This window comes from Pseudomonas sp. P42 (genome assembly GCF_017973755.1).
Lineage (GTDB): Bacteria > Pseudomonadota > Gammaproteobacteria > Pseudomonadales > Pseudomonadaceae > Aquipseudomonas > Aquipseudomonas iridis.
The window spans coordinates 367,144-388,659 of record NZ_JACOPU010000003.1 but is presented as its reverse complement, the minus strand read 5'-3'; the positions used below and the strand labels follow the sequence as shown (position 1 = coordinate 388,659).

At 60.1% G+C, this 21,516-nt stretch carries 18 protein-coding genes and 1 pseudogene; 11 read left to right on the top strand and 8 right to left on the bottom strand.

The features are described 5' to 3' along the window. Positions 1-47 precede the first annotated feature (47 nt). The gene (locus tag H8B20_RS11155) at positions 48-1,421 is read right to left on the bottom strand and encodes a COG3014 family protein (protein WP_115146611.1); all 1,374 of its coding nucleotides are present in this window, start codon (positions 1,419-1,421) and stop codon (positions 48-50) included. Positions 1,422-1,588: 167 nt separating this feature from the next. Here H8B20_RS11155 and H8B20_RS11150 point away from each other — a divergent pair, with 167 nt between their 5' ends. After that, positions 1,589-3,487: an FTR1 family protein gene (locus H8B20_RS11150; protein WP_210623157.1), complete on the top strand. Its 1,899-nt coding sequence runs from the start codon at positions 1,589-1,591 to the stop codon at positions 3,485-3,487. Between the two features lie 136 nt (positions 3,488-3,623). Further along, positions 3,624-4,079, top strand: coding sequence for a YaiI/YqxD family protein (locus H8B20_RS11145; protein WP_042561689.1), 456 nt, complete (start codon positions 3,624-3,626; stop codon positions 4,077-4,079). Between the two features lie 130 nt (positions 4,080-4,209). Here H8B20_RS11145 and elbB read toward each other — a convergent pair whose 3' ends face one another. Then, positions 4,210-4,878, bottom strand: a complete 669-nt coding sequence (gene elbB, locus H8B20_RS11140) for an isoprenoid biosynthesis glyoxalase ElbB (protein ID WP_042561688.1) — start codon at positions 4,876-4,878, stop codon at positions 4,210-4,212. Between the two features lie 96 nt (positions 4,879-4,974). Between elbB and H8B20_RS28275 the strand changes: the two are divergent. Continuing rightward, a pseudogene (locus tag H8B20_RS28275) lies at positions 4,975-5,114 on the top strand (sterol desaturase family protein); the annotation flags it as partial. A gap of 54 nt (positions 5,115-5,168) precedes the next feature. On the opposite strand, the gene H8B20_RS11135 reads toward H8B20_RS28275, so the two are convergent. After that, a complete protein-coding gene (locus H8B20_RS11135) occupies positions 5,169-5,819 on the bottom strand; it encodes a DedA family protein (protein WP_210623156.1) in 651 nt (216 codons plus the stop codon). A gap of 207 nt (positions 5,820-6,026) precedes the next feature. On the opposite strand from H8B20_RS11135, the gene hemB reads away from it, so the two are divergent. Together hemB and ppk1 are read left to right on the top strand one after the other, a co-directional pair. Further along, the gene (gene hemB / locus H8B20_RS11130) at positions 6,027-7,040 is read left to right on the top strand and encodes a porphobilinogen synthase (RefSeq protein WP_210623155.1); all 1,014 of its coding nucleotides are present in this window, start codon (positions 6,027-6,029) and stop codon (positions 7,038-7,040) included. Between the two features lie 18 nt (positions 7,041-7,058). Beyond that, entirely contained in the window at positions 7,059-9,284 is a 2,226-nt protein-coding gene (gene ppk1 / locus H8B20_RS11125) for a polyphosphate kinase 1 (RefSeq protein WP_115146609.1), read from the top strand. A gap of 103 nt (positions 9,285-9,387) precedes the next feature. Here the strand turns inward: ppk1 and ppx are convergent, their stop codons facing one another. The 5 genes from ppx to H8B20_RS11100 all read right to left on the bottom strand — a co-directional run bounded on the left by ppx (position 9,388) and on the right by H8B20_RS11100 (position 13,944). Continuing rightward, positions 9,388-10,890 carry an exopolyphosphatase gene (gene ppx, locus H8B20_RS11120; RefSeq protein ID WP_210623154.1) on the bottom strand — a complete coding sequence of 501 codons (1,503 nt, stop codon included), beginning with the start codon at positions 10,888-10,890 and terminating at the stop codon, positions 9,388-9,390. A 207-nt stretch (positions 10,891-11,097) separates the two neighbouring features. Beyond that, positions 11,098-11,835 carry an amino acid ABC transporter ATP-binding protein gene (locus H8B20_RS11115; RefSeq protein WP_210623153.1) on the bottom strand — a complete coding sequence of 246 codons (738 nt, stop codon included), beginning with the start codon at positions 11,833-11,835 and terminating at the stop codon, positions 11,098-11,100. Continuing rightward, positions 11,822-12,472, bottom strand: a complete 651-nt coding sequence (locus H8B20_RS11110; RefSeq protein ID WP_042561682.1) for an amino acid ABC transporter permease — start codon at positions 12,470-12,472, stop codon at positions 11,822-11,824. The genes H8B20_RS11115 and H8B20_RS11110 overlap by 14 nt, the downstream gene beginning before the upstream one ends. Continuing rightward, positions 12,469-13,137 (bottom strand): amino acid ABC transporter permease, encoded by a 669-nt coding sequence (locus H8B20_RS11105; protein WP_047304094.1) that lies wholly within the window; start codon positions 13,135-13,137, stop codon positions 12,469-12,471. The genes H8B20_RS11110 and H8B20_RS11105 overlap by 4 nt, the downstream gene beginning before the upstream one ends. A 21-nt stretch (positions 13,138-13,158) precedes the next feature. Then, positions 13,159-13,944 (bottom strand): transporter substrate-binding domain-containing protein, encoded by a 786-nt coding sequence (locus tag H8B20_RS11100; RefSeq protein ID WP_210623152.1) that lies wholly within the window; start codon positions 13,942-13,944, stop codon positions 13,159-13,161. A 255-nt stretch (positions 13,945-14,199) separates the two neighbouring features. Here H8B20_RS11100 and H8B20_RS11095 point away from each other — a divergent pair, with 255 nt between their 5' ends. From H8B20_RS11095 to H8B20_RS11070, 6 genes are all read left to right on the top strand, one after another. Then, positions 14,200-14,907, top strand: coding sequence for a FadR/GntR family transcriptional regulator (locus tag H8B20_RS11095; protein WP_042561679.1), 708 nt, complete (start codon positions 14,200-14,202; stop codon positions 14,905-14,907). A gap of 120 nt (positions 14,908-15,027) precedes the next feature. Further along, a complete protein-coding gene (gene trxA / locus H8B20_RS11090; protein WP_003206727.1) occupies positions 15,028-15,357 on the top strand; it encodes a thioredoxin TrxA in 330 nt (109 codons plus the stop codon). A gap of 248 nt (positions 15,358-15,605) precedes the next feature. Then, a complete protein-coding gene (gene rho / locus H8B20_RS11085; protein ID WP_042561678.1) occupies positions 15,606-16,865 on the top strand; it encodes a transcription termination factor Rho in 1,260 nt (419 codons plus the stop codon). A gap of 138 nt (positions 16,866-17,003) precedes the next feature. Further along, positions 17,004-18,965 (top strand): acyltransferase family protein, encoded by a 1,962-nt coding sequence (locus tag H8B20_RS11080; RefSeq protein ID WP_210623151.1) that lies wholly within the window; start codon positions 17,004-17,006, stop codon positions 18,963-18,965. Between the two features lie 80 nt (positions 18,966-19,045). Then, the gene (gene ubiD / locus H8B20_RS11075; protein WP_150593506.1) at positions 19,046-20,512 is read left to right on the top strand and encodes a 4-hydroxy-3-polyprenylbenzoate decarboxylase; all 1,467 of its coding nucleotides are present in this window, start codon (positions 19,046-19,048) and stop codon (positions 20,510-20,512) included. Next, complete coding sequence (locus tag H8B20_RS11070; protein ID WP_042561675.1) at positions 20,512-21,480, top strand: CDP-6-deoxy-delta-3,4-glucoseen reductase; 969 nt, start codon at positions 20,512-20,514, stop codon at positions 21,478-21,480. The genes ubiD and H8B20_RS11070 overlap by 1 nt, the downstream gene beginning before the upstream one ends. Positions 21,481-21,516: the final 36 nt, after the last annotated feature.

The following is a 21,516-nucleotide window of genomic DNA, read 5'->3' as shown; positions in this document are numbered from 1 at the left end:
GATGGCTATGTAATAGCTTTTTAATTGCGCGAGTTAGTTATGTGCCATTACTTGGCTGGCGCATAGCCGTTACCGATAAGGTTGGCTATGTCGCTCAGGGCTCGCATATAGACCAACTGGTGATCGCGGTCGATGCGCCAAGTGACCGGTGCTGCGCCCGGGACATTCGGGGCGCTGAACAGATGATTGCCTTTTTTCAGACGGACGCGCGCGACCAGTGTCTTGTCCGGCAGGGTGCGCCAGGTTCGGGTGTCGGCCTCTTCGAAAGGATCGTGCTGAGTGACCACCAGCGAGGCTTTGGCCGGATTGCGTTCGTTTTCCTGAGCCTGGGATATCGCGGCCATGTTCGCGCGAAACATCGCCCGGGAAATGATCGCCGGCATGTCGTCGCGTAACGTACGAAAAGCCATGTCGGTGACACTGTTGACGACGGTCAGCGGTCGTTTACGACCATCCACTACGATGTGGTCGAACGCGGGTGTGACGGTGTCGGGCACCATGATCGGGAGGGCGATCGGCGCGACAATCACCAGGTTTTCATTGAGCCGTACCGGGATCGGCACACTCACCGAACTGCGGGCCGGTGCCAGACCGCTCTGGACGACGATCAGGACATCACTTTCATCCGCTTTGGCTGGAGACTTGTCGAGATCGCGCAACGCCTGCCGAAGAAAGGCCAGGTCTGGGCGCAATTCGATCGCCTGCCGATAGCCCGGCGCGGCCAGGCCCCGTTCGCCCAGCGCTTCATACGCGAACCCGGCCAGATAGTGACTGAAAGCGCTCTGGTAACCGTTTTTTAATTCGATCACCGCCGGGGCATCCAGGGTAGTCACCGGATAGCCTTGCAGATCCTTGTATTGCACCTTGATGCCTTGAGCACCGGCCTGCGCTTCGAGCTCTTCGTACTGGCGCTCCCGCTGACGGGCAATCAGCGCTTCACGTTCGTGGGTTTTCTTGATGTCGGCCCGGGCGCCGTCGAAATCACTCTCGGCCAATTGGTTGAGGGCCATCTGCGTGGTCAGCATGACCTTTTCGTAGTCGTAGCCTTCGTAGCGACTCAGCTTGTCGTTGACCAGCATGGTGCCCATCTCATAGGCGAACCGGTTGAGCAGCTTGCTGGCACCGGAGGGCACGGCCTCTTCGCGCTGAAAGACCCTTTGGTCGGCGCTGCGCCAAGCGGTCTGGCTCTGCGGCAGCACGTTGGCGAAGCTCAGGATCGCGCCTTTTTCGAAGTAATAGAGCAGATCCTTGTCTTCCCACGGGTTGTTCCAGTTCAGCAGATCCAGCGCGCCCTGAAAGTTGCCCCGCATCAACTGGTCATTGGTCTGCTGCATTTCCTGGTCGTAATTGCGGTAAGCGGCGCATCCACTGAGGTGCAGGACGGCGATTAGTAGCGCTGAAGACAGCAGATATCGACGCATGGGCAGCGGTTCTTCCTTGAGCTCAAAGGGCGTAGCGAGTCGGCATTATAGGGATGGGTGTTGCTGTTGAGCAGAGGTCAGGGGCGCGCAAATCTGCGAGAAAGCTTGAGTGAATCGGTTTCGAAGTGAACAATATGTAACTTCGTATTTCCATTTGAGAATCATTCATGACTGCCTCGTCCCGCTTCCTGGCCTGGCTGGTGTTCCCGTTGTTCGCCCTGAGCAGCTTCAACCTGCTGGCCGACACCGTGGAAGGCGCGCCGCAAGCGCTGCACCTGCTTGATTACATCAGCGCTGACTACCCGCCAACGGTAGCAGCGGGCAAAGTCATGGATGACTCCGAATACCGCGAACAGCTGGAATTCACCCAAGCGCTGCAAGGCTTGATCGCCAACCTGCCGGCCAAACCCGAGAAAGCTGCGCTGGAGCAGGGTGTCGATGCGTTGCACGCAGCCATCAGTGCCAAGCAGGACGGCGCCGAAGTGGCCCGTCAGGCGCGGCAACTGGGGGCGAAACTGGCGGTGGCGTATGAAGTGAGCCAGGCGCCGATCATCACCCCGGACCCAACCCGTGGTGCCCCGCTCTATGCGCAGAATTGCTCGGTGTGCCACGGCGACACAGGCGCCGGTGACGGCCCGGCAGGTGTGGGGCTGACACCGGCGCCCGCCAATCTGCGTGATGCTGTGCGCATGGATCACCTGAGCCTGTACGCGATCTACAGCACTCTGGGCCAAGGCGTCGAAGGCACCGACATGCCGGCGTTTGCCGATCAGCTCGATGATCGCCAGCGTTGGGATCTGGCCACTTACATCGCCGGGTTCAGTGCCGATGCAGCGGCGGCCAAATCCGAAAAGAGTTACAACATCGCTGATCTGGCGCGCCAGACACCGACCGAAGTGCAGGCCGCCGAAGGCGCGCAAGCCGCCGCGATCTTCCGCGCTCAGCGAGCGCAGCCGCCGCAGGTCAAACGAGGTCCGGCGCAGTTGCTCGACTACACCGCTGCGACGCTGGACAAGAGTCTCGCGGCCTACCGCGCGGGTGAGCACGATCAGGCCTACGACCTGTCGGTGGCGGCGTACCTGGAAGGTTTCGAACTGGTCGAGAGTTCGCTGGATAACGTCGACGCCAACGTACGCAAGGACACCGAAAAATCCCTGATGGCCTATCGGCAGTCGTTGCAGGATGGCTTGCCGGTCGCGCAGGCCGAGCAGCGTCTGGACGCCGCCAAGGCGAAGCTGAAAGAGTCCGCCGGGTTACTCGGCAGCGACGGTTTGAGCTGGTCGCTGAGCTACATCTCCGGCTTGCTGATTCTGCTGCGCGAAGGTCTTGAAGCGATTCTGGTGCTGGCAGCGATCCTCGCCTTCCTGCGTAACACCGGTCAGCAGTCGGCCGTGCGCAGCGTCAACGTCGGTTGGGGTTTGGCGTTGTTGGCCGGTCTCGGTACCTGGGCGCTGGCGGCGTACGTGATCGACGTCAGCGGCTCGCAGCGCGAATTGCTCGAAGGCGCCACGGCGCTGTTCGCCAGTGTGATGGTGCTGTGGCTCGGCGTGTGGATGCATGACCGCCGGCACGCGGCAGCCTGGCAGGATTACATCAAGAGCAGTCTGGTCGGCGGTGGCGGGCGATTCGGCTTTGCAATCCTGGCGTTCTTCTCGGTGTATCGCGAGCTGTTCGAAGTGATCCTGTTCTACGAAACCCTCTGGCTGCAGGCTGGCCCCGCCGGGCATGACGCGGTGTTGGCGGGCGGTGCGACTGCGCTGGTGCTGCTGGTCGGGCTTGCATGGGTGATCTTGCGCGGTTCGGCGAAACTGCCGCTGACGCTGTTCTTCAGCATCAACGCCGCGCTGCTGTGTGCGCTGTCGGTGGTGTTTGCCGGGCATGGTGTCAAGGCGCTGCAGGAGGCCGGGATCTTCGGTACACGGCCAGTGCCGTTTGTCGATTTCGATTGGCTGGGGATTCACGCCGATGCGTATTCGCTGGCGGCGCAGGCGGTGGCGATTCTGGCGATTGTTGTGTTGTATGGGCGTAGTTGGGTGGCGGAGAAGAAGCGGGTTTCTGCTGCTTGATTGTGTGATCCTGAAAAGATCGCAGCCGGCGGCAGCTCCTACAGGGGATTGAGGTGATCACACTATTTGTGACCAACCGAAAACTCTGTAGGAGCTGCCGAAGGCTGCGATCTTTTGCTTTTAAGAGGTAAACAAAATGCGTGTATGGATCGATGCCGACGCCTGTCCGCGGGCGGCGAAGGATCTGGTGGTGAAGTTTGCCCTCAAGCGACAGTACGAAGTGGTGCTGGTGGCCGGGCAGCCGCAGACCAAGCCGGGGCTGGCCATCGTCAAGTTGATCGTGGTGCCGAGCGGTCCGGATGCGGCGGACGATTATCTGGTCGAGCACGCGGTGCCCGGTGAGCTGGTGATATGCAGCGATATCCCGCTGGCCGATCGGTTGGTGAAGAAGGGCGTGGCAGCGCTGGATCCGCGCGGCAAGGAGTTCGACGAGAAGAACATGGGGGACCGGTTGGCGGTGCGCAACCTGTTCACCGATCTGCGCGAACAGGGCCAGATGAGCGGCGGCCCTGCGCCATTCGGCGATCGCGAGAAGCAGGCGTTTGCCAATGCGCTGGACCGCATCCTGACTCGCCTTGCTCGCAAACCCTGACTCTGCACAAATCCAATGTGGGAGCGAGCCTGCTCGCGAAGGCGTTGTATCAGACAACATTGAGTTGAATGACACACCGCTTTCGCGAGCAGGCTCGCTCCCACATTTGTTTTTTTGTGCTGCTGGGGTATCAGGCGTCGTTCTCGTGGGTCAGTTCGAGCACACGGTCGACCAGTTTGTTGATTCCCGAAGCCGCTTCGCTGATGTTCTGCGCCAGCATGTACGCCGGAGTCGTCACCAGTTTGCGCGCCTTGTCTTCGATGATGTCGGTCACGGCGCAGTCTTCGTGGGTGGCGCCCATCTTGTTCATTGCCGTGGCGGTGTCGGCATCGTTGCCGATGGTGCAGGTTACGCCCGGGCCGTAGATTTTCGCCGCGAGTGCCGGCGAGATGCAGATCAGCCCCACCGGTTTGCCCGCTTCGGCAAATGCCTCGGCCAAGGCCAGCACGTCTGGCTGCACAGTGCAGCCGGCGCCTTCGATGGCGAAATTCGAGAGGTTCTTCGCCGCGCCAAAACCGCCGGGTACGATCAGCGCGTCGAAGTCTTCGACGTCGGCTTCGCGGATGTCCTTGATGTTGCCGCGAGCAATGCGCGCCGATTCCACCAGCACATTGCGCGACTCGGGCATTTCTTCGCCAGTCAGGTGATTGATCACATGCAATTGCGAGATGTTCGGGGCGAAACACTGCACCTGCGCGCCGCGTTGATCGAGGCGCAGCAGGGTAATCACGCTTTCATGGATCTCGGCGCCGTCGTAAACGCCACTGCCGGACAGGATCACTGCAACTTTTTTGCTCATGGTTTTCTCTCCAGATTCATAGCGCTAAATGTCCACTAATTTATCGCGGGTTGCCATAGGGGTTATGGGTGGCGACCCCTGGGGTCGGCCTCAAGACTCACGCCGTCCAGGCATCGGACACAGCATGCACAGAGCGCTTTCTACATGGATCGCAACGACGGCGGGGTGTTCATTATTTGGGTCGACTGTTCGGCTCGCGCCAGGAAGAGGGCGACGATGAACTGATGATTTTCGGGGGGAACCACACTGCTGTGCGCAGTGTGGGATGGCGGGCGCCACCCGCCAGCGAGTTACTCGGCTGGCGTCTTGGGGTCGGCGGGATTGGCCAGTTCGACTTGCTGCAACTGCGCGGCTTTTGCGGCTTGCTCGTCGGCGTAGATCTTCCTCGCCAGACGGGCATTCTTGAAGCGGCGACGCAGCCACAGGCCAACGCCCAATACCAGCAGGGCGCCGAGGACCCACAGTTCGTATTTTTTGATGCTGCCGAGCATGCCTTCCAGCACTGCGCCGAAATGGTAAGCCGCAGCCGCCAGCGCGGTGGCCCAGATGGCTGCGCCGATGCCGTTCAGCAGCAGATAACGCCCCGGCGGATAGCCCGACAGGCCGATCGCCACGGGCATCACCGTGCGCAAGCCATACACGAAGCGGAAGCTCAGGACCCAGATGTCAGGATGCTTACGAATGTGCTCCAGCGCCCGGTCGCCCATCAGTTGCCAGCGCGGTTTGCGCGCGAGCAATTTGCGCCCGTGCTTGCGCCCCAGGAAGTACCACAGCTGATCACCGGCATAGCTGCCGCAGAACGCCACGACGACCACAATATTGATGTCCATGTAGCCACGGAACGCGAGGAAGCCCGCGAGCACCAGAATGGTTTCGCCTTCGAAGAACGTCCCGAGAAACAGGGCAAAGTAGCCAAAGTCATGCAGAAATTGTTGGAGCATTGTCTGGGTGCTGGCGAAATGAACGCGCAGCCTACCCCTTCGGACACATTCATGAAAGTGTCCAAATGTGTCTCGACGTGAACTATTCCTGCACTGACAATGGAATGCGGCTACATGTCACGGTGCACGCACAACTGTCATCCGTTCGTCATAATGGCCGTCTATAACTGTCACGCTCGCCCGTTTGCGCGGGCTCAGGAGTCCGCCGTGAGCTTTACCCCCGCCAATCGTCTGTTCCCTGCAACCCGCCTGCGTCGCAACCGTCGTGATGATTTTTCGCGTCGGCTGGTGCGGGAAAATGTGCTGACGGTCGATGACCTGATCCTGCCGGTGTTCGTGCTCGACGGTGAAAACCGCCGCGAAGCCGTGGCGTCGATGCCGGGCGTAGAGCGGCTGACGATTGATCTGCTGCTTGAAGAAGCTGCCAAATGGGTCGAGTTGGGGATTCCGGCGCTGGCCTTGTTCCCGGTGACGCCAGCGGAACTGAAATCTCTCGACGCTGCCGAAGCCTGGAATCCGCAGGGCATTGCTCAGCGCGCAACCCGCGCTCTGCGCGATCGATTTCCCGAGCTGGGCGTGATCACCGATGTTGCCCTCGATCCGTTCACCACCCACGGTCAGGACGGCATCCTCGACGAAGACGGCTATGTGCAGAACGACATCACTGTCGATGCGCTGGTCAGGCAAGCACTGTCCCATGCCGAAGCTGGCGCGCAGGTTGTCGCGCCATCGGACATGATGGACGGGCGCATCCAGGCGATTCGTGAAGCGCTGGAAATTGCCGGTCACGTCAACGTGCGCATCATGGCCTATTCGGCCAAGTACGCCAGCGCCTATTACGGCCCGTTCCGCGATGCCGTGGGTTCGGCCGCGAGCCTGGGCAAGGCGAACAAGGCCTCCTATCAGATGGACCCGGCCAACAGTGACGAAGCGCTGCACGAAGTCGGTGCGGACTTGTCTGAAGGCGCGGACATGGTCATGGTCAAGCCGGGCATGCCGTACCTGGACATCCTTTTCCGGGTAAAAGATGCCTTCAAGGTGCCGACCTTCGTCTATCAGGTCAGTGGCGAATACGCCATGCACATGGCGGCGATCCAGAATGGCTGGTTGAGCGAAGCGGTGATTCTCGAATCACTGACCGCCTTTAAACGTGCCGGCGCTGATGGCATCCTGACTTACTTTGCCGTCCGCGCCGCTCAATTGTTACGAGAGCAGAAATAGCCCTCCCAGGAACATTCCATGAATACCGAAGGACTCACTGAAGTTGCCGTAAAAGAAGCTCAGCCGGTGGTCGAACAAATCACCGAAACCCCGCCGGAACTGGAGCCAGCGCCACCGGCGCCGGTCACCGAAACCGCTGCGGCGGTGCCGGCGATCGCCATTCCCGGCCTGGATGACAGCAGCCTGTACATCCACCGCGAGCTTTCGCAATTGCAGTTCAACATCCGCGTGCTCGAGCAGGCGCTGGACGAGTCCTATCCGTTGCTCGAGCGGCTGAAGTTCCTGCTGATCTTCTCCAGCAACCTCGACGAATTCTTCGAAATTCGCGTCGCCGGCCTCAAGAAGCAAATAACCTTCGCCCGCGAACAGGCCGGTGCCGATGGCTTGCAGCCGCATCAAGCCTTGGCCCGCATCAGTGAGTTGGTGCACGGCCATGTTGATCGCCAATACGCGATCCTCAACGACATTCTTTTGCCGGAGCTTGAAAAGCATCAGGTCCGTTTCATCCGTCGCCGCAACTGGACGACCAAGATCAAGACCTGGGTGCGCCGTTATTTCCGCGACGAGATCGCGCCGATCATCACCCCGATCGGCCTCGACCCGACGCACCCGTTCCCGTTGCTGGTGAACAAGAGCCTGAACTTCATCGTCGAGCTGGAAGGCATCGACGCCTTCGGCCGCGATTCCGGTCTGGCGATCATCCCGGCGCCGCGTTTGCTGCCGCGCATCATCAAAGTGCCGGAAGAAGTCGGCGGCGCTGGCGACAACTATGTGTTCCTCTCGTCGATGATCCACGCTCACGCCGATGACCTGTTCCAAGGCATGAAGGTCAAGGGCTGCTACCAGTTCCGTCTGACGCGAAACGCTGACCTGGCACTCGATTCCGAAGACGTCGAAGACTTGGCCCGTGCGCTGCGTGGCGAGCTGTTCTCCCGTCGTTATGGCGACGCTGTACGTCTGGAAGTGGCCGACACCTGCCCGAAACATCTGTCGGATTACCTGCTCAAGCAGTTCAACCTGAGCGAGACCGAGTTGTATCAGGTCAATGGCCCGGTCAACCTGACGCGTCTGTTCAGCATCACCGGTCTGGACAGCCATCCGGAGCTGCAATACACGCCGTTCACCCCGCAGATCCCGAAACTGCTGCAGAACAGCGAGAACATTTTCAGTGTGGTCAGCAAGCAGGACATCCTGTTGCTGCACCCATTCGAGTCGTTCACCCCGGTGGTCGACCTGCTGCGCCAGGCCGCGAAAGACCCGCACGTTCTGGCTGTGCGCCAGACCCTGTATCGCTCGGGGGCCAACTCGGAAATCGTTGATGCGCTGGTTGATGCCGCGCGTAACGGCAAGGAAGTCACCGCGGTCATCGAACTGCGTGCGCGGTTCGACGAAGAGTCCAACCTGCAACTGGCCAGCCGTCTGCAAGCGGCCGGTGCGGTGGTGATCTATGGCGTGGTCGGCTTCAAGACCCACGCCAAAATGATGTTGATCCTGCGCCGTGAGCAGGGCGAGATTGTGCGTTACGCGCATTTGGGCACCGGTAACTACCACGCCGGCAACGCCAAGCTCTACACCGACTACAGTCTGCTGACTTCCGACGACGCCTTGTGCGAAGACGTCGGCAAACTGTTCAGCCAGTTGATCGGCATGGGCAAGACGCTGCGCATGAAGAAGCTGCTGCACGCGCCGTTCACCCTGAAGAAGGGCATGCTCGACATGATTGCCCGCGAAACCCAGTTCGCTGTCGAAGGCAAACCGGCGCACATCATTGCCAAGTTCAACTCGCTGACCGATCCGAAGATCATCCGCGCGCTGTACAAGGCCAGCCAGTCCGGTGTGCGCATCGATCTGGTGGTGCGTGGCATGTGCTGCCTGCGGCCGGGTATCGCCGGGGTTTCGCACAACATTCACGTGCGCTCGATCATCGGTCGCTTCCTTGAGCACACCCGAGTGTTCTACTTCCTCAATGGCGGCGAGGAGCAGATGTTCCTTTCCAGCGCCGACTGGATGGAGCGCAACCTCGACAAGCGCGTCGAGACTTGCTTCCCGGTTGAAGGCAAGAAGCTGCTGACCCGGGTGAAGAAAGAGCTGGAGCTGTACCTGACCGACAACACCCACAGCTGGAGCCTGCAGTCGGATGGCCGTTACATCCGCAACACGCCAACCGGTAACCAGAACCCGAGAAGTGCGCAGGCGACGTTGCTGGAGCGTTTGGGTAGCCCGATTCTGCCAGTGAGCAGCTGAGAGCTGAAAGTCAAAAGCCCCTCACTCTAACCCTCTGCCCTCAAGTCGAACCCAATAAAAAAGGCGATCCAGAAGGATCGCCTTTTTTGTGCCCAACCAATACTCAGTGAACCGTGAGAACAATCCCCACCCGCGTCAACCAATCAGCCTCAAGCCCGAAATCCGCCTGGGTCAGCTGATTCTCATCCAGCCAGTTCTGCGGAAATTCCACATCAAGGTTATTGCCATTGGCATGCAGCACCACCTGCGGCATCGCCTGCGTACCACGGATGTGGTGGAACAGGATCGCAAAACGCAGCAGCACGCAGAGGCGGATCAGCTTGTCGCCGTCGGCACCAAAATCGGCAAACTTGTCCTTGGGGATATTGCGGCGATGGCCGCGCACCAAAAGGGCGAGCATCTGCTGGTCTTCACGGGAGAACCCGGCCAGATCAGAGTGTTCGATCAGATAGGCGCCGTGCTTGTGATAGTGATAGTGAGCGATGTCGAGGCCGACTTCGTGCACTTTCGCAGCCCAGCCCAGCAGTTCGCGCCAGATGCCGTCATCCAGCTGCCAGTCCACGGCAACCTGATCGAAGGCGTGCAGGGCTTTGCGTTCGACCCGCTCCGCTTGTTCGACATCGACGTGGTAGCGCTCCATCAGTGACGTCAGGGTGCGTTCGCGCACGTCTTCGTGATGATGACGGCCAAGCAGGTCGTAGAGCACGCCTTCACGCAGCGCGCCATCGCAGTGATCCATGCGTTGCAGTTCGAGGGCGTCGAAGATTGCTTCGAGAATCGCCAGGCCTGCCGGGAAAATCGCCCGACGGTCGGGCTTGATGCCATCGAAATCGATTTTGTCGACATCGCCCAGCTTGAACAGTCGGCGTTTGAGCCAGGCCAGGCCTTCGGCATTCACTTCGCCGGTGCCGTGCCCGCCGGCCTTCAGCGCCAGGCCAATGGCACGAATGGTGCCGGAGGAGCCGATGGCTTCATCCCAGGTCAGGCGGTGCAGGGCGTGTTCGATGCTCATGATCTCCAGCCGCGCCGCGGTGTACGCCTGAGCGTAACGGGCCGGGGTGATCTTGCCGTCCTTGAAGTAGCGTTGGGTAAAGCTGACGCAACCCATTTGCAGGCTTTCGCGCAGCAACGGTTCGAAGCGCTGACCGATGATGAATTCGGTACTGCCGCCGCCGATGTCGGCGACCAGACGCTTGCCCGGGGTGTCGGCGAGGGTGTGCGACACACCCAGATAAATCAGGCGCGCTTCTTCGCGGCCGGAGATGACTTCCACCGGATGACCGAGGATTTCTTCGGCGCGATGAATGAATTCGAGGCGGTTGCGCGCTTCACGCAGGGCGTTGGTGCCGACGATCCGCACGGCGCCCAGCGGCATACCGTTGATCAGTTGGGCAAAGCGCTTGAGGCAATCGAGGCCACGTTGCATCGACTCTTCGTTGAGCTGGCGCTGGTCGTCGATGCCGGCGGCCAGTTGCACTTTCTCGCCGAGGCGCTCAAGGATACGGATTTCGCCGTTCTGGGCCTTGGCCACGACCATGTGAAAGCTGTTGGAGCCCAAGTCGATTGCAGCGATCAGGGACAGATTCTTGGCTTTGGATTGCGGCATGGTCAGGGGGTCTCGGTCGATAACCCCGACATCGTGCCACGATCAACGGCTGACGCCAACGCGCACGGTTCAAACCCTTGATCTGACACAGTAATGCGGGTGACCGCTACGCATTCATTCGCCAGCAGGCTAGCTCCCACATTGGAACGCGCTCACTTGTGGGAGCTAGCCTGCTAGCGAAGAGGACATTACAGACGCCGAGCTTTTTCAGGCCACCGCTTCAACCGAACCAATGAAATTCGCCAGTTCCGCCGTTTGCGGATTGGCAAACAACACTTTCGGATCCCCCACTTCATGCACCTTGCCATGGTGCATGAACACCAGTTTGTCGCCGACCTCACGGGCAAAGCGCATCTCGTGGGTGACCATGATCAGCGTCATGCCTTCTTTGGCCAGTTGCCGAACCACGGCGAGCACTTCATTGACCAGTTCCGGGTCCAGCGCCGAAGTGATCTCGTCACACAGCAGCACTTTCGGCGACATCGCCAACGCCCGGGCAATCGCCACGCGTTGCTGCTGCCCGCCGGACAGCCGATCCGGGAACGCGTCAAACTTTTCGCCCAGGCCGACGCGCTCCAGCATCTTGCGCGCCAGTTCGGCAGCCTTGGCCTTCGGCACTTTTTGCACCACTTGCGGGGCGAGCATGACGTTTTCGCCAACGGTCAGGTGCGGGAACAAGTTGAACTGCTGGAACACCATACCGACTTTCTGTCGCAAGCTGCGCAGGTCGGCGCGGGCGGCGTCGAGGTATTCGCCGTCGACTTCAATCACGCCGTCATTGATCGATTCCAGGCCGTTAAGCGTACGCAGCAGGGTCGATTTGCCCGAGCCGCTGCGGCCGATGATCGCCACCACCTGGCCTTCCTCGACGCTGAGGTCGATGCCTTTGAGGACGTGGTGATCGCCGTAGTATTTATGCAGGGCGGAAATTCTAAGCAGAGGCATGCAGTCTCCTTTCCAGGTAGCGCGCACTGAGGGACAAGGGGTAGCAGAGCAGGAAATAGCCGAGGGCAACGAGGCCGTAGACCATGAAGGGTTCGAACGTGGCGTTGGCGAGCATGCCGCCGGTCTTGGTCAGTTCGGTGAAGCCGATGATCGAGGTCACGGCAGTGCCTTTGACCACTTGCACCGAGAAACCCACGGTCGGCGCCACGGCAATGCGCAGCGCTTGCGGCAGGATCACGTAGCGCAATTGCTCCAGCGGATTGAGCGCCAGGCTCGATGAGGCTTCCCATTGGCCATTGGGGATCGCCTCGACGCAGCCGCGCCAGATCTCCGCCAGATAGGCGCTGGTGAACAAGGTCAGGGCCACCGCCGCCGCCATCCACGGCGAAATCTCGATCCCGGCCAGCGCCACGCCGAAGAACACCAGAAACAGTTGCATCAACAGCGGCGTGCCCTGGAACAGCTCGATCCAGGTGCGGGCGATATTGCTCGACAGGGTGTTTTTCGAGATGCGCATGATCAGGATCAGCAGCCCGACGATGCCGCCGCCAATAAACGCCACCAGCGACAATGCCAGTGTCCATTGCAGACCGGTGAGCAGGTTGCGCAGGATGTCCCAGAACGTGAAGTCGCTCATTGGCTGCTCCTGGAAATGTAGCGACGGCCGAGCCAATTGAGCAATTGGCGGATCAGCAGCGCCATGCACAGATAGATCAGCGTGGTCAGCGCGTAGGTTTCAAATGCGCGGAAGTTGCGCGACTGAATGAAGTTGGCGGCAAAGCTCAGCTCCTCGGTGGCGATTTGCGAACACACCGCCGAGCCGAGCATGACGATGATGATCTGACTGCTCAGGGCCGGCCAGACCTTACCCAGCGCTGGCAGCAGCACCACGTGGCGGAACGCTTCGAAGCGCGTCATCGCCAGTGCCGCAGCGGCTTCCAGTTGCCCACGCGGGATCGCCTGAATGCCGGCGCGGATGATCTCGGTCGAATACGCCCCGAGGTTGATGACCATCGCCAGCACGGCTGCTTGCCACTCTGAAATCTGCACACCGAGGGACGGCAGGCCGAAGAAGATGAAAAACAACTGCACCAGAAACGGTGTGTTGCGGATCAACTCGACGTAAACGCCGAAAATCGCCGAGAACGGACGGATGTTCCACGCCCGTACCAGCGCCCCGACAATGCCCACGCTCACCCCAAGCAGTGCGCCGATGGCCGTCAGCTCAAGGGTGAACAGCGCGCCGCGTAGCAGCAGGTCGGTGTTTTCCACCACCGGCATGAAATCGAACTGATAAGCCATGAGGTTCTCCCGCGCAGTCGATCAGAGATCGGCCGGCAGCGGCTCTTTCAGCCAGGTCTGCGAGTTTTTTTCCAGCGCGCCATCAGTTTTGGCAGCGTTGAGGATGTCGTTGACCCTGGCCAACAGCGCCGCTTCATTCTTGTTCACGCCAACGTAGACCGGCGAATCCTTGAGCTTCACTTTCAGCGCCGGCACCCGTTTCGGGTTCTTCTCGCTGATTGCGACCATCACCACGTTGCCGCTGGCAATCAGGTCGACCTGGCCCGCGAGGTAGGCGGCGATGGTCGAGTTGTTGTCTTCGAAGCGCTTGATGGTCACACCTTCAGGGGCGACTTTGCTCAGTTCGATGTCTTCGATGGCGCCACGGGTGACGCTGATGGTTTTGCCCTTGAGGTCGTCGAGGCTGGTGATCGCCGCCTCTGGTGGGCCGAACACGGCGAGGTAGAACGGTGCGTAGGCGCGCGAGAAGTCGATGACTTTCTCGCGCTCCGGGTTCTTGCCCAGGCTGGAAATCACCAGATCGACCTTGCCGGTGGTCAGAAAGGGGATGCGGTTGGTGCTGTTGACCGGCGTGAGTTCGAGTTTGACCTTGAGCTGATCGGCCAGCAGTTTCGCCGTGTCGATGTCCAGGCCGCGGGGTTTCATGTCCGGGCCGACCGAGCCGAACGGCGGGAAGTCCTGCGGCACGGCGACTTTCAGCGTGCCGCGTTTGACCACGTCGTCGAGACCGTCGGCGTGAGCGGGCGCCTGGCACAACAACAGGCCGGCAAACAGGGAAGCGAGGAGGGCGCTGTAACGCTGGGTCATGGACAATCTCCGGATCGGCGGGAAGTATTTTCTGCGATCGGACAGAGCATGGGCCGTGCCAATACGCAGCTTTCGTCCCGGCGCGCCGCAGTTTCAGCGGGTTTGCTCGGTCTTACTGGTCTGAACAGTCAGGTTGTTTTTCGCACTGCGATAGCGCATCGGTCACATTCGCCGAACCCCGCTGGGGCACGACTTGCCGGACTCGGCGAATAGCTTTACAACTAGCCGCACATTGGCCTGGTACGTCTGAAAATCATGAACTCGATCTCCCGCGCCGTGCCCGAAGTGGCGCTGCAAGCGATCCGCAAATTGATCACCGAACAGGGCTTCGGCCCGGGCGACGCCTTGCCGTCGCAACGTGATCTGGCGCTTCAACTGGGCGTCAGCCGGGCGTCGTTGCGTGAGGCGCTGTCATCGTTGAGCGCGCTGGGTCTGGTCAGCATTCAGCCGGGCAAGGGTGTGTTCGTGCAGTCGCCGGTGGAGTTGTCGCGCGGGGAGAGTGCCGGGAGCTGGCCCTTCGCGGCGCAGGCCTCGCCGCTGGATATCTTTCAATTACGCTATGCCCTTGAAGGCTTTGCGGCGGGGCTGGCGGCGGTGACGTTGAGCACATCTGATCTGGATGCGCTGGAAGACAATGTCGCCGCTATGCGCGAGCAATTGCGATGCGCCGACTTCGAAGCCGCGGCGAAGCTGGATTTCGAATTTCACCGACGAATCCTGCTGGCCAGCGGTAATCAGGCGATGCTGAGCATCCTTACCGCCAGCGCCGAGATCTTTCTGGAGAGTCAGAAACTACCGTTCATCCGCGCCGAACGCGCCATGGAAACCTGGCAGGAGCACCGCAAGATCCTTCGTGCGCTGGCCCGCCGTGCCTCGGGTGCAGCGCAAAAAGCCATGCAGGAACACGTGCGCAACGCCGCACTGCGCACCGGAATCGCCTTCATTGCTCCCGCCAGCGCTTGACTTGAGCTATACCCAAACTCATGAGGCACCATAGCAAGACTCAATCATCTGCGGCTTCCTGAACCGGAGCGGGGCGGATATGATGGGCCACGTTTTTTTGCTTACAACCTGGAGAATTCCATGAGCAGCGATCTTATCAAACACGTTAGCGACGCTAGCTTCGAAGCCGACGTACTCAAGGCCGAAGGCGCTGTACTGGTCGACTACTGGGCTGAATGGTGCGGCCCTTGCAAAATGATCGCTCCGGTTCTGGACGAAATTGCCGAGACTTACAAAGGCAAGCTGACCGTTGCCAAACTGAACATCGACGAGAACCAGGAAACCCCGGCCAAGCACGGCGTACGTGGTATCCCGACGCTCATGCTGTTCAAGAACGGCAACGTTGAAGCGACCAAAGTCGGCGCCCTGTCGAAGTCGCAACTGGCTGCTTTCCTTGACGCCAACATCTAAGCGTCGCAGCAAAGTGCCTGAAAAAAAGCCCCGCAATTAGCGGGGCTTTTTGCGTATTCAGGGCTAGACGCTCCGAAACTCAGGTGGTACATTCGGCCCCGCACTGGTTTCTCCAATGCCCCCTGCTAGCCGTCGCCGACGCACTCCTTTTCGAATAAGTACGCGATCCTGTCGCCTTCTCTGCGGCGCGGCCTCATTAAGCCAAAAGCTTAATTTCCCCCCTCCATAAATGATTACGTCATTCCTATATGAATCTGACTGAACTCAAGCAAAAGCCGATTACCGAACTGCTCGAATTGGCCGAACAGATGGGCATAGAAAATATGGCCCGTTCGCGCAAGCAGGACGTGATTTTCTCCCTGCTGAAAAAGCACGCTAAAAGCGGCGAGGAAATCTCCGGTGATGGCGTGCTGGAGATTCTCCAGGACGGCTTCGGCTTCCTGCGCTCCGCTGACGCTTCCTACCTCGCCGGCCCAGACGATATCTACGTCTCGCCGAGCCAGATCCGCCGCTTCAACTTGCGCACCGGTGACACCATCGTTGGCAAGATTCGCCCTCCGAAGGAAGGCGAGCGGTATTTCGCTCTGCTCAAGGTCGACACGATCAACTTCGATCGCCCAGAGAACGCGAAAAACAAGATTCTCTTCGAGAACCTGACCCCGCTGTTCCCGACCGTGCGCATGAAGATGGAGGCCGGCAACGGTTCCACCGAAGACTTGACCGGTCGTGTGATCGACCTGTGCGCTCCGATCGGCAAAGGCCAGCGCGGTCTGATCGTTGCACCGCCGAAAGCCGGTAAAACGATCATGCTGCAAAACATCGCAGCGAACATCGCCCGTAACAACCCTGAAGTTCACCTGATCGTGTTGCTGATCGACGAACGTCCGGAAGAAGTAACCGAAATGCAGCGCACCGTGCGCGGCGAAGTGGTTGCCTCGACCTTCGACGAGCCGCCGACCCGTCACGTCCAGGTTGCCGAAATGGTGATCGAGAAGGCCAAGCGCCTGGTCGAACACAAGAAAGACGTGGTGATCCTGCTTGACTCCATCACCCGTCTGGCCCGTGCCTACAACACCGTGATCCCGAGCTCCGGCAAGGTATTGACCGGTGGTGTCGATGCTCACGCCCTGGAGAAACCAAAGCGTTTCTTCGGTGCTGCGCGCAACATCGAAGAAGGCGGCTCGCTGACCATTATCGCCACCGCGCTGGTTGAAACCGGCTCGAAGATGGACGAAGTGATCTACGAAGAGTTCAAGGGTACCGGCAACATGGAACTGCCTCTGGATCGCAAGATCGCCGAGAAGCGTGTGTTCCCTGCGATCAACATCAACCGTTCCGGCACCCGCCGCGAAGAGTTGCTGACCGCCGACGACGAACTGCAGCGTATGTGGATTCTGCGTAAGTTGCTGCACCCGATGGACGAAGTCGCGGCCATCGAGTTCCTGATCGACAAGCTGAAAACGACCAAGACCAACGACGAGTTCTTCTTGTCGATGAAGCGCAAGTAATACCAGCGCTGTTCAAAAGGACGCCCCGAAAGGGGCGTTTTTTTTTGCGCGCAATTATTTGTGTATGGATTGAAACGAACGCTGCTGATAACTTTCGCGCTTTCAGGGACTTTGTATCCAAAAGAAGAAAGGTTTTTCATGCATACGTTTGGCAATCGCCGTGATATCGACGGATTACGGGCACTGGCGGTCATACCGGTCCTGCTGTTTCATTTCGGCTTCAATACATTCAGTGGCGGCTTTGTCGGCGTTGACGTCTTTTTCGTCATTTCCGGCTTTCTGATCACCACCATCCTGTTCCGTGAAATCAGTGCGCAGCGTTTCAGCTTCCTTGATTTTTGGGGGCGCCGCGCCCGACGCATCCTGCCCGCCTTGACCGTAGTGGTCGTGGTAACGCTGGCGCTGGGTTGGCTGTTGTTGACGGCCAAAGATCTTTCCGAACTGGGGCGCACGATTCGTTACCAGTCGTTGTTCATCTCCAACATCCTGTTCATGCGTGAAGACGGCTACTTTGCGCCGGCGTCGGAGCTCAAACCGCTGTTGCATACCTGGTCGCTGGCGGTGGAAGAGCAGTACTACATCTTCTTCCCGCTGATGATGGTGTTGCTGATGCGCTATGTCCGGCATTGGCGCTGGATGCTGTTCGCCGTGCTGCTGGTGTCGTTCGGCATGAACATCGTCTATATCGAGCGCAGGCCCGAATTCGCGTTTTTCTCGCTGCCGACTCGCGCCTGGGAGTTGCTGTGCGGCGCCATGCTGGCGGTGATGCCTGCGCCGAAGCAGGCCCCAAGTGCATGGCTTCGGCAGTCTGTCGGCCTGGCCGGATTGGCTGCGGTGCTGGTGGCGATCTTCACTTTTGACCGGTCCACGGTGTTCCCGGGCTGGGCAGCATTGCTGCCGGTATTGGGCACGACGGCGCTGATCTGGTCAGGCGCGCAGGGCGCGACATGGACTAGCCGACTGTTGAGTATGCAAGTCCTGGTGTGGATCGGCCTGCTGTCCTATTCGCTTTATCTCTGGCATTGGCCGGTCTATGTGTATGCCAATGCGATCTCGATCGACGGCATCCAGCCTCTGGAGGCGCTGGGCTGGATGGCCCTGGCGCTGGGCCTGGCATGGCTGAGCCTGCGCTATATCGAACTGCCGTTTCGGGAAAAGCGAGTATTCGCCAGCCGTAACTCGGTGTTGGTCGGCGGTCTGGTATCGATCACCGTTCTGGCGATCACCGGCTCGGCGATTCGCTCGGCAGACGGTGTTCCACAGCGTCTGAGCGGCAAGGCGCTGGAATACGCTCAGTCCCGGGAGTGGAACGCCGGGCAGTCGAAATGCATGCACTTGAGCACGGACAAGGCGCTGACCAAGTCCTGTCTGGTGGGTGGCGATCCGGAAAGTGGGGCGACAAAGTTGTTCTGGGGCGACAGTCACGCCGCCGCATTGTTGCCGGCCATCGAAGGCAACACCGGTCGTAATGTCCAGCCGGCGTGGCTGTACAGCTTGACGGGTTGCCCACCGATTATCGAAGACAGGCTGCGCCAGCAGTGCAAAGACTTCAATAAGCGCAACATGGAACGCGTCATCAGTCTGGGGATCAAGGACGTGGTGCTGGCAGCGAACTGGAGCCTTTACGTTTATGGTCGCGAAGATGGCGATGGCGACAGACAATTCCTGCTTGATCGCAAAGACAACCCACGCCAGGCAGAGCAGCGCATGGCCGCCGGCATCAAGGCGCAAGTGTCCGAGTTGCGCGCAGCGGGTGTGCAGGTCTGGTTGTTCAAGGAAGTGCCGTTGCAACACAAGAGCTTCATTGATCGTCTGACCAGTCTGGCGCGAATCGGTCGCTCGGCGGAGGGCCTTGGCCGCCCGCTTCAGGAGCACTTGGCGCGACAGCAGTTTTTCACGTCACTGTTCAGCTCGATGAGCGCCGCCGATTCGGGCGTGCATGTCATCGACCCGACGCCGCTGATGTGCAAGGACGGGTTGTGTGCCATCGATGTCGATGGTCGCTCGCAGTACAAGGACGCGGATCATCTTTCGGACGTAGGCAGCGCCAGACTGAGCCCGTTATTTGCGCCGCTACTGCTGGGTACGAACCAAAATTGAGCGATGCCGGGCGCTGACGGGCTGCTGTTTGCCCGTCAGAGCAGGTAGGATGTACGCCTATTTTGAGGGTGCCATCGTCAATGAAATTCAAGGATCTTCGGGATTTCGTGCAGCAGCTTGAGCAGCGCGGAGAGTTGAAACGCATCCAGATTCCCGTCTCGCCGGTGCTGGAGATGACTGAGGTGTGCGACCGCACGCTGCGGGCCAAAGGCCCGGCGCTGCTGTTCGAGAAGCCGACGGGCTACGACATCCCCGTGCTCGGCAACCTGTTCGGCACCCCCGAGCGGGTGGCCATGGGCATGGGCGCCGAGTCGGTCAGCGAACTGCGCGAAATCGGCAAGCTGCTGGCTTTCCTCAAGGAGCCGGAACCGCCGAAGGGCTTGAAAGACGCGTGGTCGAAACTGCCGATCTTCCGCAAGATCATTGCCATGGCACCGAAAGTCGTCAAAGACGCGGTGTGCCAGGAAGTGGTTATCGAAGGCGATGACGTCGATCTGGCGATGCTGCCGGTGCAAACCTGCTGGCCCGGCGACGTCGGCCCGCTGATCACCTGGGGCCTGACCGTCACCAAAGGCCCGAACAAGGACCGTCAGAACCTGGGCATCTACCGTCAGCAGGTGATCGGCCGCAACAAAGTCATCATGCGCTGGCTCAGCCACCGTGGTGGCGCTCTGGATTATCGCGAGTGGTGCGAGAAGCATCCAGGCCAGCCGTTCCCTGTGTCGGTGGCTCTCGGTGCTGACCCGGCGACCATCCTCGGCGCCGTGACGCCAGTGCCGGACAGCCTCTCCGAGTACGCGTTCGCCGGCCTCTTGCGCGGCAACCGCACCGAACTGGTCAAGTGCCGTGGCAACGACCTGCAAGTGCCGGCCACTGCCGAAATCATTCTTGAAGGCGTGATTCATCCGGGCGAAATGGCAGATGAAGGCCCGTACGGCGACCACACCGGTTACTACAACGAAGTCGACAGCTTCCCGGTGTTCACCGTCGAGCGCATCACCCACCGGATCAAACCGATCTACCACAGCACTTACACCGGCCGTCCGCCGGATGAGCCGGCGATCCTCGGCGTGGCGCTGAACGAAGTGTTCGTGCCGATCCTGCAGAAGCAGTTTCCGGAAATCACCGACTTCTATCTGCCGCCGGAAGGCTGCTCGTACCGCATGGCCATCGTGACCATGAAGAAGTCGTATCCGGGGCACGCCAAGCGCGTGATGCTGGGTGTCTGGTCGTTTTTGCGACAGTTCATGTACACCAAGTTCGTTATTGTCTGTGACGACGATATCAACGCCCGCGACTGGAACGACGTGATCTGGGCCATCACCACGCGCATGGACCCCAAGCGCGACACGGTGATGATCGATAACACGCCGATCGACTACCTCGACTTCGCCTCGCCGGTCTCAGGCCTGGGTTCGAAAATGGGCCTGGATGCCACCCACAAGTGGCCGGGCGAAACCACTCGCGAGTGGGGCCGTGTGATTGTCAAGGACGACGCTGTCACCCAGCGGATCGATGCCATCTGGAATCAATTAGGAATAGATTGATGCGTGTAACCCTGCAGCCTTCCGGAGCGGTACTTGAGATACAGCCCGGTGAGCGGATTCTCGATGGTGCGCGGCGCCTGGGCTACGATTGCCCGCAAAGCTGCCGCAACGGCAACTGCCACGTGTGTGCGGCGCTGCTGGTGGAAGGCCGGGTCGAACAGGCCGGCACGGTGCGCGACCACGGCGAGTTCTACACTTGCATAGCCGAGCCGCTGGAAGACTGCATCGTGCTGTGGGATGGCGTGCTTGCGCTGGGAGAACTGCCGGTGCGTAGCCTGTCGTGTCAGGTCATCGAATGCCGCGACGTCGGCGGCGACACCTGGCGTGTGCGTCTGCGCGCGCCGGCCGGCAAGCCACCGCGCTATCACGCCGGGCAATATTTGATGATCGAGCGCGAGAGCGGCGAGAAGTCAGCGTTTTCCATGGCCTCGGCACCGCACGGTGGGCGCGACCTGGAAATCCACGTGCTGGCGCGCGAGGCCAGTGCGTTGAGCCTGATTGAACAGCTGCAACGCAACGCAATGGTGCGCGTCGAACTGCCATTCGGTGACACTCACCTCGCCGAGTTGCCCGACGGGCCGCTGGTGTTGGTTGCTGCTGGCACGGGGATGGGCCAGATCCACAGCCTGATCGAACATTGCCGCGCCAACGGCTTCAAGCACCCGGTACATCTGTATTGGGGCGTGCGTCGGCCGGAAGATTTCTATGAGATCGAACATTGGGACGAATGGGTGAAGCTGCCCAATCTGTTCCTGCACAAAGTCGTCAGCGACCAATGTGGCTGGGAAGGCCGCTGCGGAATGCTGCACGAGGCGGTCTGTGAAGACTTTACCGATCTCAAGTCCCTTCACGTCTACGCCAGCGGCTCGCCGGCCATGGTCTACGGGACGCTGGACGCGCTGGTCGAAGCGGGGATGGATGCTCATCAAATGCGCGCCGATGTGTTCGCGTATGCCCCCCGCTCTTGAGCCGTGTGGGTAAATCTTTATAACTCCCTATATAGC